Origin of the sequence: Enterococcus sp. DIV1096b (assembly GCF_050498765.1) — a bacterium.
In the GTDB taxonomy this organism is placed as follows: Bacteria; Bacillota; Bacilli; order Lactobacillales; family Enterococcaceae; genus Enterococcus_D; species Enterococcus_D entomosocium.
In genome coordinates, this window is record NZ_JBMHEK010000001.1 from 3,161,385 (window position 1) to 3,174,139 (window position 12,755).

Here is a 12,755-nt window from a genome sequence, read left to right on the forward strand (position 1 = left end):
TTCCCGGAGTCCTCTTTTTTTGAAAAAATTGATTTAAGTGAAGGCAGCAATCAAATCTCAATGAAATGAAACTTCAAAGTGATTGACGCCGTCTTGATCCACCGTCAAACTGATTTGCGCCTCCAGCATTTCTGTGATGGCTTTGGCGATGGCTAAACCTAACCCATAGCCACCGTCTTGATGGTTGCGAGAAGGATCCCCGCGGTAGAAGCGGTCAAAGACATAGGGAATTTTTTCTTCGGGGATCAGACAACCACTGTTGGAGACTTGCAATACTGTCTTTCGTTGCCGTTCGATTAGGGCCACTTTGACTGTTTCTCCAGCGGGCGTGTATTTCAAGGCATTGTCTACCAATATCATGGTCAATTGCCGCAAGGCTTGCTCATTGCTTTCAAGGTGCACCTGTTTAGCGATCTGTTCCTGATAGTGGATCCCTTTTTCCAGCGCAATCGCCTCCATGCTTTGATAAACACTTTGCACGACTTGACTGGCGTCGATCAAAGAACGCACCATTTCTTGTTCGGCACTTTCGAATTTGGTCAACAGCAATAAGCTATTCACTAGCTCATCCATCCGTTCGGAACCTAACTGAATGTTTTCCAGCCATTTCATCTGGCTTTCCAAGGTTTCTTCTGGACTGCCAGCTAATACCTCAGCATTGACTTGAATGATCGCCAGTGGTGTTTTCAACTCATGGGAAGCGTTAGAAACAAACTCTTTTTGTTTGCGCCAAGCCAGTTCCACCGGTCGCAAGGCTCGATTGGCCACATAAAAACTAGCGATATAAATACTGGCTAAAGCTAAAACGCCGATGAGCAAAAGCGTGTTTCTTAGATTTCTCAGACTGGTCTTATAATCGGTGACATCAAAAAACATTACTTGGTAATACGGCTCATAGCTATTGATACTGGTAGAGTACATTCCCATTGACTCATTATTGATGGAATAATGGCTGAAAGAAGCTACCAAAAAGAGGGAATAGCGCCAATAACGATCATTCAACTTCACCTCGTTTGGTACTGCTCCTTGCTTCGTTGCTGTATCGACCAAAGCGGCATACAGTTCGCTCTCATCGACACCCTCATCATCACTTTGGATCTCAACGTCGACTTGATCGCTGACAACTAAGCCAATTTCTCTGACGTCACTCGTACTATTGATGACAGTCAAAATCATTGGATATTCTGGGTCTGCCAGTGATTGACGCACTTCTTCCTCATCTAACGGTGCTGCAGCTAGGAGATTTGATTCTTGCGAGACGAGCGATTGGATCTCGTTTTCAATTTGGGTGGCATTCAAAATATAGATAAAGGTAAAGGCACCTAAGACAATGATCGAGATCAGTGCCATATTGAACCACAGCATTTTATTTCGCAATTTTTTTAACATGGTGGCTCCTTGCTCTGCAAAATATACCCCGCATTGCGGATCGTGCGAATGCCGATATCCGCTTCAAGCAGCGTCAGTTTTTTCCGCAGCAAAGACACATAGATTTCAACGCGGTTTTCTTCCACATCGGGATCAAAGCCCCAAATTTTATTGATGATGGTTTCTTTTGATAAAATCACTTTAGGTCTGGCTAAAAATAGCTCCATCAGTTTCATTTCTTTGGGTGACAGCACCACTTGATTGCTAGGCGTGGCTAACTGCAGCTCATTACGATCTAAGCCCACGTTGCCAAAGGCTAACTGGTCTTCTTGATAATCCAAATCTTTTCTTCTGCCTAGCGAACGAATCCGTGCCAGCAACTCTTTCATTTGAAAGGGTTTCGTCAAGTAATCATCTGCCCCTGCATCCAAGCCGAGTACTTTGTCATCGACTTCGCTTTTGGCCGTCAACATAATGATCGGCGTGCGAATATTTTGCTTGCGTAACGTCTTTAGCAATGTGATCCCATCGATTTTTGGCAGCATGATATCCAAAACGAGAATGTCATATACACCACTCGCTGCATAATCTAATCCGGTTTCGCCATCATACGCCAAATCAACGGAATAATGTTGTTTCTTCAATAAGCTGGCAACCGCTTCTGCGATCGATGGCTCATCTTCTACGAATAAGATCCGCATCGGTCAGTCCCCCTTTTACACTCATCATTTCTATTTTCAATCACTTTTCGGTAAGCACAATCATTCCTGTAGGATCATTCCAATTGTTCTCCAATAAAACGTTCTGTTGAAACGATCCGCACGTGTTCGCTGGATTGATGAATCCACATGTGTAGCAACAATGCTACCATACCGCTTAACAAAAAGACAAACAGCTTTTTCCTAAGGTCTTGAAAATTCTCTTGATGACGCATGGGTTTCCTCCTTTTTGCAGGTCATCGACAAATCCGCTCGACTATTCTGGATCAGTAGCCGCTGGGGCTGTCTGATTGCCTAAGCTGATATCGAAGGTGATCGTATCTTCTAACGGTAAAAACTGATTGAACTTGCTCATCCCCACGATTGTCCCGTAGGGTTCTGCTGAATTGACATAACGGACTTGATAGCTGATGTTCGCCCCTTTTGAACGGAATTCATCAAAGAAGAGTTTTTGCAGATCCCCTTCAAGGATCTCGCTTCGACGGTAATCTTTGATATACGGTTGACCTGCCGAATAGACGACTTCAATGCCTTTGTCATCTTTGCTGGTTAAGACGGTCCCGGCGGTCTCACTTTGCGAGATCAATTGTCCATAGGGCAGACTCTGAGTAAACTGCATCCGCATCCGCACAGTGACACCCTCAACAGCGGCCTGGGCATCATCTGGTAAAATCGTTGAAAAGTCTGGTACGGTGACCCCTTTCCCTAGGGAAATCGTTACTTGAAACGCATCCCGTTTCGCGATTTTTTCTTTTGGTGCCACGCTTTGTTCAATGACTTTGCCTTCTTCCACAGTATCCGAAGCCTGTTCTTTGACTTCAAGCTCCAGCTCATGGGCTTTCCCCCATGTTTCTACCTCTGCACGGGTTTTATCACTAAAGTCTGGTACTTCAATATCTTTTTCAAAGGTTTCTTCGCCTTTGGAATAAAAGACTCGTCCGACATCTCGACGATGATAGTTCTCTCGTGAGACTTCTTTATTGGTAAATTCTACTCGAATCGGTGCTTTTTCCTCGATCTCATCGTGGTATTCATCGACGATCGTCAAATTGCTTGCTTGATTTTTTTCGATCCACTCTGCTGCCTCGTCCCTCGTCATTTCCATAAAGTCTGGCAATGCCAATTTCTCTTCTGGATCAGGTCCTTGGCTCACGGTTAGATGCAGAGTGCTTCTTTTTCTGACTCGACTTCTGGCAGCTTCTGCTTGGGCGATCACTTGATTGGCTGGGGCTTCATCATAGGCTGGTGTGACATCAACCGCAAGATCATGTTCCGCTGCCCATTCTCTGACCTCTGAGATCTCTTTGTCCACAAAGTTATCCAACCGGACATACGCCAATTGGAAAAATAAAAAGCCGCTGAGTATAAAGAGTCCAAGCAAGGCAGCTAACCCTAGCAGTCGTTTTTTTCGCCGCTTCTTTTTGAAGGAGGGATCATGTTCGATCCCCTCTTCTAAAGAAGCTGAACCTTTTTCTTTGCGGGAAGCACGGGAAGAAGGTACTTCGGCTGCTGCTGATTCCTTGTCTGGCTGTTTCGGTTCTTCTTCAAACTTCGATAAAAAATCACTCATAGGCCGTCAACGCACCTTTTTTTAAGTAAAAAGTCTGATCTGACTGCTTGGCGATCTCGGTCGAATGGGTCACTACGATGATGCACTTGTTGTGGATCGCCGCTAGTTCTTTAAAAATATCCACGATTTCTTGTTCCATGCCTTCATCCAAATTCCCGGTAGGTTCATCGGCTAAAATGATATCAACGTTGGTCGCTAAAGCACGAGCGATGGCGACCCGCTGCTGTTCCCCACCGGAAAGCTGATTGACGAAACGATCGGCTTTCGTGGAATTGATGCCGATATAGTCCAGCAAACGATACGCAATTTGATCGTGCTGATCCGGGAGTTTGTTGTCTGAAATCGCCATCGAAACAAGGACGTTTTCTAAAGCCGTCAAATAAGGGATCAAGTTGTAACTTTGAAAAATCAGACTGATTTTGTTGCGGCGATATTCTTCATAACCGATCGTTTTGATATTTTTTTCTTCAAAAAACACTTCCCCATCGGTTGGCTGATCCAATGCACTGATCAAGGAAAGAAAAGTGGTCTTTCCTGAGCCTGATTTTCCTAAGATCGTGTAAAATTTGCCTTTTTCAAAGGAGATATTGGTTTTATCTAAAATTTTCCGGCGATTCTCGCCATCTTGGTAGTAATACGTCATGTCTTTTGTTTCTAAAATTGCCATGTTCATCGCTCCTTACAGCATGATTTTTTTCGGATTCAACCGTAAAATATACAACAGCGGCACCACTGCCGAAAGCAAGATCGTCACGATCCCAGTCGCTAAAAAGGCGATCACATAAGATAAGGTATATTGAACGCGAAACGCCTCGTTGATCGTCGCTTGGTCGATTTTCGGTGCCCCCACAAAGAATTGTTCCATCCCTGTCTGGTTTGCCTCTAGCATACTGCTGGTTAACAAAGATTCAGAAACCATCTTGCCCAGCATATTCCCTGTAACCAAGGAGATCAGCATTGCACTGACACCAATCAACAGGAGTTCGAGCACGATTTGTGCAAACACGTATTTCCGTCGTTCCCCTAACGAAAGGTAGATGCCTAACTCATATTTACGATCTCGGGTAAACAAGACAATGATCAAGGAGATAATAATCAAGGAAGCAATCACCGCAATCACTACGACATATGAGGAAATCTGTGATAAGCGATTCATGCTGGTTCCCACACGGTCATACTCATCCGTAGAAGAATTGACCTTATAGCCATTTGGCAAGAGTGGTGTCACCTCTTGTTTGAATTGTTCTGCATCTTCTGGTTGATTCAAAATAAATTGCGGGGTAAAGAAATCCTTATCAGATCCGGGGTCTGTCGCTGGAAATGCCGCTTGATGTCCCGCACGTTCCTCTTCAACAATCGTTTTCACAGCATCATTTGGCATATAGATCCGATTGAAGGGACGATCATCAAAAAAGGACGAACTCGAATTATCATTTTTTTCATTCGCTTTTTCTAAACTGGTGTTTTTAAAGATCCCGACGATTTCAATTGGGTAATCATTGCCTTTTTGTTTCTCTGGATCTCCACCAGATGAATAATCGATAAACTGTCCATCTAATACCATGGTGTCACCAACGGTCAAGCCGTTTTCCTGAGCCACCTCTTCAGAAATCAACCCTACACGTTTTCCGGTACGCTGTTCCTCTTCAGTAAAGAAGCGTCCCTGTGTTAAATTCACCGTATCTTCTTCAAAATCCAACGGTTGTAAGAGATTGGTTCCTGTTAAATAGACCCAAGAATCCATACCTCCAGAAACCATGATATTCTCGTTTTCAACTTCTGGTCTAAAACTATAGGGTTTGAATTTATCAACAGCAATCATTGCTTCTCGCAAATAGTCATACTGTTTGACTTCCGAGCGCTCGCCAATTTGTTTGATCAGCTCCTCCGGCAGCGGCTGAATCTCCTCCATACTTGCGCCGCCCTCACTATTTGCCATCAAGGCTTCATAGTCGATATCGATCGTTGCGAGGGAACCTAATTGGTTTTTGATCTGCTTTTCGACATTTTGAGTCGACTGATTGACCGCAATTGCACCAGCGATCACATTTCCTAAAATTAGAATAACAGCAAACAATATTGCAGATTTCCCTCGCTTTCTCGTCACACTCAGCCATGCCCGTTTCATATAATTCAATTGCCAACATCCTCTCTTTTTTTCTCTAACAAAAGCATACTGGATGAACCTTTAGCGAATCTGTCATTTGGAAAATTTCTCAAAAAAAGCAGATTCATAGAGGACTTTTGATCAAGAAAGACTGTCATTGCAATGATCAGCACCAGAAATGACCACTATTTGAATAACAAAAAAAGCCTCCTAAAACGCTGCTTATAGGAAGCTCGGCTATATTTACATAAAAAAAGACAAAAACCGCATCCGGGTCTTTGCCTTTTCACAATCCTATTCGTCAATTTTCTCATTTAATTCGCTGTTACGATAGCCATATACAAAATAGATCGCGATTCCGATCACTAAGGAGATCCCAAAAACGATCCAGGTCGCCGTTTGTAGACGGGTCATCAAGAAGAGACAGCTGGCAACGGACAACAAAGGCAATAACGGTACCAGTGGTACTTTGAATTCGCCTTTAGCAGGTGGGCCCATCATCTTCCGCAGCTTGATGATTCCTAAGGACATTAAGATCATATACGACAATGCCGCAATGTTGGTCAATTCTGCCAAGATATTCAATGGGAAAGCTGCCGCAAAGAAGAAAGCAAAAACACCCGCGATGTAGGTCGCTTTCTTTGGTGTTTGATGCTTTGGATCAATGGCTTGCATCGCTTTTGGCAATAACCCATCTTTACTGATGGCATATAACAGACGCGCCAAGGAGTACATCATAGCGATCGTCACTGTTAATAAGGTCAAGATCGCACCCACAGAAATGATTGATCCGACAACCCCATGACCGACATAACGCATCGCAAAAGCTACCGGATCATTGACTCCTAATTCCGCAAACGGCACGATTCCCGTCATGATCAGTGTGACAATGATATAAAGGACAGTTGCGATCGCAATGGAACCAATGATTCCTCGAGGGACATTTTTCTTGGCATCTTCGACTTCTTCCGCTGCCATTGCGACGGCATCAAAGCCAAGAAAAGCAAAGAAGACTAACGCTGCACCATTAAAGACGCCTGAAAAACCAAAGGGCATAAAGGGCTGCCAGTTGTCTGGTTCCACGAAAAAGGCACCAAAGACGATAAACAAGAGGATCACGCCGAATTTGACCCATACCATGGCATTGTTCAAACGTAACGCTTTTTTCGCTTCTTGGCTGACCCACAAGGTTACAAAAATAATGACTAAACCAGCGATCAAATCAATGTAGGTCCCCTTGCTTGGGTCATAACCGCCCGTCAACGCGGTTGGTAAATGGATATCCGCACTGGCCAAAAAGCCTTGCACATAGCCTGACCAGCCAGATGCCACCGAAGAAACGGCCAATAAGAACTCGCAAATCAAAAACCAGCCTGCCAGCCACGCGGTAAATTCACCAAAAACGACATACAGATACGAATAGGCGCCCCCTAAAACGGGGATCCGAGAAGCAAATTCCGCAAAAGAAAGCCCTGATAACACAACAACGATACCAGCTACAACAAAGGAAAGAATCAATGCCGGTCCGGCATACTCAGCAGAAGCAGTCCCTGTAACAACAAAGATACCTGTGCCGATAATGGCGCCGATCCCCAACATAATCAAATCTTTTAACTTCAACTCTTTTTTTAAATTCGTCACACTTTCCCGTTGTATGACTTTTTTTCGAAATAAATCCATAACTCCTCCTCAAAAATATACGTTTATGTTGCTTTCATATACCCCAGCAAAACACCGCCGATAATCACCAGCAGACAACCAATCACCACATACCGCAGTTCTTTTTTGGTTTTCTTTTCGCCGAGAATAAAAATCCCGCCTAGCGTTGAAATGATGATTCCCATCTGCGACAATGAGAAGCCCACCGCTAGTCCGACTTGCTGAACCGTGATCAGCATGCAGACATTGCCGATGCCCCATAACAATCCTGACAAGGTATTTTTCCCTACAAAACCGTCGACCTTCGTCTTTCTTAAAGCAAATAGGCTGGCACCGATCAGCATCCCGACACTTTGTGGCAAAATGATCGCCAATGGGTCCAATCCTGCCCAAGTAATCAAAATTGTATAGGCGCCGTACCCCATCGTGGATGAGATCAATGCCCGAAATCCTTTAGGAAAATCAAGCATCTTGCTGCCGGCTTCTACCGGACTTTCACCATCTTGGCGAGCGGTCAGATAAGCCCCGATCACCAATAAGATCAATGCGCTAACACCTAATGCATAATCGCGGGTCTGGGTCCATTCCGCGAAAAACAATGCACCGGCGACCGTATTTAAAATCAGCTGCATGCCGGTTGAAAGCGGCAGTCCAACAGACACACCTAAATATTTCATGCCATGGAATTGACCGTTTTGACCGACGGACCAAAAGAGACCAGACAAAAGACCGATCAAAATCACCTTTCCATCAATCACTGGCATCGTCACAAAATATACGACCAGAGAAAAGAAAAAGGCACCAATCGTCATTCCTAGCGTTTGCTGGTTCGCATCCCCGCCAAGTTTGGCACTTACTAAACCAATGCTGCCCCACGCAAACATTGGTACTAATGCAACGAGTATCTCCATTTCATTCATCCTTACCATTCAATTTTAAACACAGGCTTTAGTGTATCAGTGAAAACGTTCTAGGGACAAGTGATTTTTGTCAAAAAACACAAAAAGATACTCGAAAAAAAGCAGATTAGCGTTTTTCCTCATAATAACTCAACAAGGGAAAGAACAGCGTCATGGTGGTTCCTTTTCCAACTGTCGACGAAGCCGTTAGCTCGATGCCTAATTCCTTCGCTAAACTTTTCGCTAAAAAGAGCCCTAATCCCGTCGAGTGGGTGTCCGTTTGGCGCCCATTTTCGCCCGTAAAGCCTTTATCAAAGATGCGACGCATGTCTTCTTTAGGAATGCCGATCCCACTATCTTGCAAGTGGAGATAGGTTCCTTGGGCATCTTTTTCGATCCGAATTGTCAGCTGCCCATTTTGTGGTGTGTACTTAACGGCATTGCTGACCAATTGTCGAAAGATAAAGCCGAGCCATTTTTCATCGGTCAACACTTGCTGATCCTCACCTTCAACGGCATAGTGCAGGTTCTTTTGGATAAAATAATTTGCCTGACTGCGTAAAACCGGCTGGATGACGGCTTTCAATGAAATTTCTTGGACCAGATAATCTTTTGAAAAGCTGTCCAAACGGGCGACGTACAAGACTTGCTCGACGTATTCGTTCATGCGGTTCAATTCATTTTCTAGTAAGATGAATTTTTCATCTGGAATATCAAATTCGATCGAATGCAAAAGCAATCGTGATGCGGCTAAAGGTACTTTGATTTCATGGACCCACGAATCGATGTATTCCTTTTGTTCTTCTTGATTGCTGACGACTTGCTGCATCAATTCTTGGTGCTCTCGGATCAACTGATTGATGTAAGATTCGATCCGTTCTTCTTCCGCCGAGCGTGCTCCTTGCAAGTAGTTTTGCAGCAAGCTGTCTCCGGGCTTGGGGGTGATTTTTTGCCAAAAACGCCGCTTAGATAAGTAGCTGATTGCCAAAAAGAACACCATCAAGACACTTTGCATCAAAAAGAGATAGCCGACTGTACCCCAATCCATCGGGGAATGAGGAGTCAGCCAAAAAACTAAGACCGTCAACACGAAAAAGACCAGCCAGCCAATAAACAGCAGCCAACGATCTTGCAAAAAACTGCGCAAAACCCGCCACTTTGTCATGGTACGATATACCCTTGACCAACCTTGGTTTCAATGTAGCCATTCATCCCCGCTTGTTCGATTTTTCGTCGCAAACGATTGATATTGACCGTCAAGGTATTGTCATCTACAAAACGCTCGTCATCCCATAAGGCCCGCAAGAGTTTTTCACGACTTAAAATCTTGCCGTGATTTTTCATCAAAATATACAGCAGGCGGTATTCGTTTTTGCTAAGATCGATGCTTTCGCCATTGATATACATGCTGCTGTTGTCGATATTGAGGGTCAAACCGTTATGCACTAACGTCTCGCTGCTGCTTTCTACATAGTTGTAGGAACGGCGCAATAAGGCATTGATTTTTGCAATCAGAACGTCGATCTCAAAAGGTTTTGTCACAAAATCGTCCGCCCCCATATTCATGGCCATGATCATATCCATATTGGTATTGCGACTGGAAATAAAAATGATTGGTACTTTGGAAGCTTCGCGGATTTTTTGACACCAATAGTAGCCATCAAAAACCGGCAAATTAATATCCAGTAAAATCAGTTGGGGCTCTTGTTCTTCAAAGTCAGTCAACACTTGATGGAAATCCGTCGTGCCAAAGGTCTCAAACTGCCATTTTTCTAGTTCTTCGATAATCAGTTGGCGAATCACCGCTTCATCTTCTACTACCATTATTTTTGCCATATCCGTGAATTCCCTCACTTTGCGTAATTTTCTCCTCTTTACTTTATCAAATATCAAAAACGAATGCGAACATTAATCGCCGTTTTTAGCAAACCCTAAAAAACCTCTTCACTGTCCTGAGGAATCAGTGAAGAGGCAAACAAAAAACGGACGACTAGGTTACTCGATGATCTCAACAGTCTCAATTAGTAGTTTTCCGATAAACAATAAAATCCCATCGAAAAAAAGCACACTCATGTTGACACCTAATAGCATTGATAACCGTTCAACGACATCGATTTTTGGTCGTTTGTTCAAATAACGAAACAAGAAAAAATTCACACCATACGTCACTGCCATGATCAGCAGCATCAAGATCACCATTTTAGTTCCCTGCTTTTCTTCAAATTTTTGGTTGCTGTGCTAAAAACTGTGTCAGTTTACTTTGATCGATGGCTTCATACTGCGATAGGAAGCGACCGATTGCTTGAACGACTGCCGGTAGATGACCCGCTTCATCATTTTCGATCTGCAGCACCAGCAGTGGTTCGTGCAAGCTCATTCGCAGCAAGAACCAGCCTTGGCCATAGGGCGCTGTCAAGTTGATGCGAATGCCTTCCTCATTTTCTGGATCGATCTGCCAGCCTGGCAGCAAATGATCGGCTAAATCCGCGATCACTTGGCGACCATAGTCTTGATAGTCGGCTTTTTGGATCGCAAAGCGCAATTCTTGGGTCTCGGCGGGTTGTTGCAACGCCGCGATCAGCTCATCCAGTGTCGTGCCTTGCTGTTGCAATTGTGGCAGCATCATCAAGAGCTTGGCGATCACGTACGCCCCGTCATCTAAAAAGAAATTTTCTTTAAACGCGGCATGCCCGCTGGTTTCGATGGCTAACTGTGTGTCCAGTCCTGCTTCATTCAATTCAATCGCTTTGTTGATCACATTGCGGTAGCCAGAAATATAGCGTACTTGCTGCCCTCCCAGTGCTTCGATAAAGGTTTTTAAATGATTAGAGGTTGGTGAATTAGTGACGATACGCGTGCCAGGGTGTTCCGCTAAGATGATCTTGCTTAATACAGCAATCATATTGTTGCGGTTCAAGGGCTCACCGCTTTTGGTCACGACAGCCGAGCGGTCGACATCGGTATCGAAAATAATGCCTAGATCGGCTTGTTCTCGTAAGACGGCTTCACGAATACTTGCCATCGCCTCTTTATTGTCTGGATTAGGGATATGATTGGGAAAATGCCCATCCGGTTCTAAAAATTGCGAGCCATTCGTATCTGCCCCTAGCGGCAGCAACACTTTTTCAGCAAAAAAGCCGCCGGCACCATTGCCTGCATCAACAATGATCTTTAATCCAGCCAAAGGTTTTTCCTCATTGGTTCCCATCCCTTGGCGAATTTTTTGCAGTAGATCTTGGGCATAAGGCGTCAGCAGGTCTTTTTGCTGATAGCTTCCTTTTTCCGCTGCCTCATGAACGGTAGTGTGGGTCAAAATATAGTGGATATCCATTTTTTCGGCACCGCCTTGGCGGCTGAAAATTTTTATTCCATTAAAGTAATAAGGCAAATGACTCGCTGTCAGCATCACACCAGCATCACAGTCGAAATCCGCAAACTGTGTGCTCATAAACATGGCTGGTGTCGTTGCCAAGCCACAATCGATCACTGCCACGCCTTCTTGCTGCAGCTGTGCCATCAACACTTCTTGCAGTGCTTCGCCACTCAAGCGACTGTCACGACCGACTGCCACGCGAAAAGGTCCGCTGCCCTTTGTTTCCAACCAGTTGCGCAAGCCCGAAGCAACTTGCCGAACCGCTTGCTCCGTCAGTGTCACCTGTTCTTTTTCAGTGGCGATCGCAATTCCCCGAATATCAGAACCATTTTGTAACTCAACGATGTTCATTTCCTCCACCCCTTCTTGTAACCGGAATCAATTTTATTATACCAGAGAAATAAGGAAATGAAATTGCTTTTTAGTATTTTTTACTATAAATAGTTTGCTTCATCTATTCTTTAAAAGGAATCCCTTCCAGTTGTAGTAATCGGCGTTTAGTTGCTAACCCGCCCCGATACCCCGTCAAGCGGCCGTTTTTTCCTAACACACGATGACAAGGAACCACGATCATCATTGGGTTACGCCCCACTGCATTGGCGACAGCTCGAACAGCGGTCGGACGTTGGATGCGCAGCGCCAAGTCACTGTACGTAGTCGTTTGTCCATAAGGAATTTGGGTCAGTGCTTGCCAAACGGTTTGTTGAAACGGCGTCCCGACAAAATCAAACGCAAAAGTAAACGTCACTGGTTCCCCTGCAAAATAAGCTTGCAGCTGCGTTTCAATTACTGGATCAAGGTCAGCTATACTACTGATTTCAGCCAATGGAAAGAATTTGAGTAATTCATGATGATCCTGCTGTCGACCAAAATAAACCATTCCTTTTTCCGATTGGACCACCTCATACCATTCTTCTTCTAAAACGATCTTTGCCAATGCTAATTTCATGTTTTCACCTCATGGAATCCATTTTTTGCAGCACAACTGCTTACGTGCAGCCGCCGTTGTGCAGCTGTCTCAGTGACAGTATACCATTTTTTCGAGCTGCGCAAAAAAACC

Annotated in this window: 13 protein-coding genes; all 13 read right to left on the reverse strand. The window is 44.4% G+C overall.

The genetic code is table 11. The annotated features are described in order from the left end of the window. Window positions 1–57 precede the first annotated feature (57 nt). The 13 genes from IGJ17_RS14795 to IGJ17_RS14855 all read right to left on the reverse strand — a co-directional run bounded on the left by IGJ17_RS14795 (window position 58) and on the right by IGJ17_RS14855 (window position 12,644). Window positions 58–1,389, reverse strand: coding sequence for a sensor histidine kinase (locus tag IGJ17_RS14795; protein ID WP_429961582.1), 1,332 nt, complete (start codon window positions 1,387–1,389; stop codon window positions 58–60). Then, a complete protein-coding gene (locus IGJ17_RS14800) occupies window positions 1,383–2,069 on the reverse strand; it encodes a response regulator transcription factor (protein WP_005233513.1) in 687 nt (228 codons plus the stop codon). The genes IGJ17_RS14795 and IGJ17_RS14800 overlap by 7 nt, the downstream gene beginning before the upstream one ends. A 74-nt stretch (window positions 2,070–2,143) precedes the next feature. Beyond that, window positions 2,144–2,302, reverse strand: coding sequence for a hypothetical protein (locus IGJ17_RS14805; protein WP_005233508.1), 159 nt, complete (start codon window positions 2,300–2,302; stop codon window positions 2,144–2,146). 41 nt (window positions 2,303–2,343) lie between these two features. Next, window positions 2,344–3,657 carry a PASTA domain-containing protein gene (locus IGJ17_RS14810; protein ID WP_422705384.1) on the reverse strand — a complete coding sequence of 438 codons (1,314 nt, stop codon included), beginning with the start codon at window positions 3,655–3,657 and terminating at the stop codon, window positions 2,344–2,346. Next, on the reverse strand, window positions 3,650–4,324 hold the full coding sequence (locus IGJ17_RS14815) for an ABC transporter ATP-binding protein (protein ID WP_008379303.1): 675 nt from the start codon (window positions 4,322–4,324) through the stop codon (window positions 3,650–3,652). Before IGJ17_RS14815 ends, IGJ17_RS14810 begins: the two co-directional genes overlap by 8 nt. A gap of 12 nt (window positions 4,325–4,336) precedes the next feature. Next, entirely contained in the window at window positions 4,337–5,785 is a 1,449-nt protein-coding gene (locus tag IGJ17_RS14820; RefSeq protein ID WP_429961624.1) for an ABC transporter permease, read from the reverse strand. A gap of 273 nt (window positions 5,786–6,058) precedes the next feature. Continuing rightward, window positions 6,059–7,444 (reverse strand): APC family permease, encoded by a 1,386-nt coding sequence (locus IGJ17_RS14825; protein ID WP_005233503.1) that lies wholly within the window; start codon window positions 7,442–7,444, stop codon window positions 6,059–6,061. Between the two features lie 23 nt (window positions 7,445–7,467). Next, window positions 7,468–8,334 carry a GRP family sugar transporter gene (locus tag IGJ17_RS14830; protein ID WP_429961583.1) on the reverse strand — a complete coding sequence of 289 codons (867 nt, stop codon included), beginning with the start codon at window positions 8,332–8,334 and terminating at the stop codon, window positions 7,468–7,470. A gap of 115 nt (window positions 8,335–8,449) precedes the next feature. Then, window positions 8,450–9,487: a two-component system sensor histidine kinase SapS gene (gene sapS / locus IGJ17_RS14835; protein ID WP_429961584.1), complete on the reverse strand. Its 1,038-nt coding sequence runs from the start codon at window positions 9,485–9,487 to the stop codon at window positions 8,450–8,452. Then, the gene (sapR, locus tag IGJ17_RS14840) at window positions 9,484–10,158 is read right to left on the reverse strand and encodes a two-component system response regulator SapR (protein ID WP_005227794.1); all 675 of its coding nucleotides are present in this window, start codon (window positions 10,156–10,158) and stop codon (window positions 9,484–9,486) included. The genes sapS and sapR overlap by 4 nt, the downstream gene beginning before the upstream one ends. Before the next feature lie 159 nt (window positions 10,159–10,317). After that, on the reverse strand, window positions 10,318–10,521 hold the full coding sequence (locus tag IGJ17_RS14845; RefSeq protein ID WP_005227790.1) for a hypothetical protein: 204 nt from the start codon (window positions 10,519–10,521) through the stop codon (window positions 10,318–10,320). Window positions 10,522–10,540: 19 nt separating this feature from the next. After that, a complete protein-coding gene (locus IGJ17_RS14850) occupies window positions 10,541–12,046 on the reverse strand; it encodes a phosphomannomutase/phosphoglucomutase (protein ID WP_429961585.1) in 1,506 nt (501 codons plus the stop codon). A gap of 103 nt (window positions 12,047–12,149) precedes the next feature. Then, entirely contained in the window at window positions 12,150–12,644 is a 495-nt protein-coding gene (locus tag IGJ17_RS14855) for a methylated-DNA--[protein]-cysteine S-methyltransferase (RefSeq protein ID WP_429961586.1), read from the reverse strand. Between the last annotated feature and the right edge of the window lie 111 nt (window positions 12,645–12,755).

What these genes read in the sequence shown, in the direction of transcription:
- IGJ17_RS14795 (WP_429961582.1), bottom strand. Translation starts at nt 1,389, where the DNA reads ATGTTAAAAAAATTGCGAAATAAAATGCTGTGGTTCAATATGGCACTG.
- IGJ17_RS14800 (WP_005233513.1), bottom strand. Translation starts at nt 2,069, where the DNA reads ATGCGGATCTTATTCGTAGAAGATGAGCCATCGATCGCAGAAGCGGTT.
- IGJ17_RS14805 (WP_005233508.1), bottom strand. Translation starts at nt 2,302, where the DNA reads ATGCGTCATCAAGAGAATTTTCAAGACCTTAGGAAAAAGCTGTTTGTC.
- IGJ17_RS14810 (WP_422705384.1), bottom strand. Translation starts at nt 3,657, where the DNA reads ATGAGTGATTTTTTATCGAAGTTTGAAGAAGAACCGAAACAGCCAGAC.
- IGJ17_RS14815 (WP_008379303.1), bottom strand. Translation starts at nt 4,324, where the DNA reads ATGGCAATTTTAGAAACAAAAGACATGACGTATTACTACCAAGATGGC.
- IGJ17_RS14820 (WP_429961624.1), bottom strand. Translation starts at nt 5,785, where the DNA reads ATGAAACGGGCATGGCTGAGTGTGACGAGAAAGCGAGGGAAATCTGCA.
- IGJ17_RS14825 (WP_005233503.1), bottom strand. Translation starts at nt 7,444, where the DNA reads ATGGATTTATTTCGAAAAAAAGTCATACAACGGGAAAGTGTGACGAAT.
- IGJ17_RS14830 (WP_429961583.1), bottom strand. Translation starts at nt 8,334, where the DNA reads ATGGAGATACTCGTTGCATTAGTACCAATGTTTGCGTGGGGCAGCATT.
- sapS (WP_429961584.1), bottom strand. Translation starts at nt 9,487, where the DNA reads ATGACAAAGTGGCGGGTTTTGCGCAGTTTTTTGCAAGATCGTTGGCTG.
- sapR (WP_005227794.1), bottom strand. Translation starts at nt 10,158, where the DNA reads ATGGCAAAAATAATGGTAGTAGAAGATGAAGCGGTGATTCGCCAACTG.
- IGJ17_RS14845 (WP_005227790.1), bottom strand. Translation starts at nt 10,521, where the DNA reads ATGGTGATCTTGATGCTGCTGATCATGGCAGTGACGTATGGTGTGAAT.
- IGJ17_RS14850 (WP_429961585.1), bottom strand. Translation starts at nt 12,046, where the DNA reads ATGAACATCGTTGAGTTACAAAATGGTTCTGATATTCGGGGAATTGCG.
- IGJ17_RS14855 (WP_429961586.1), bottom strand. Translation starts at nt 12,644, where the DNA reads ATGAAATTAGCATTGGCAAAGATCGTTTTAGAAGAAGAATGGTATGAG.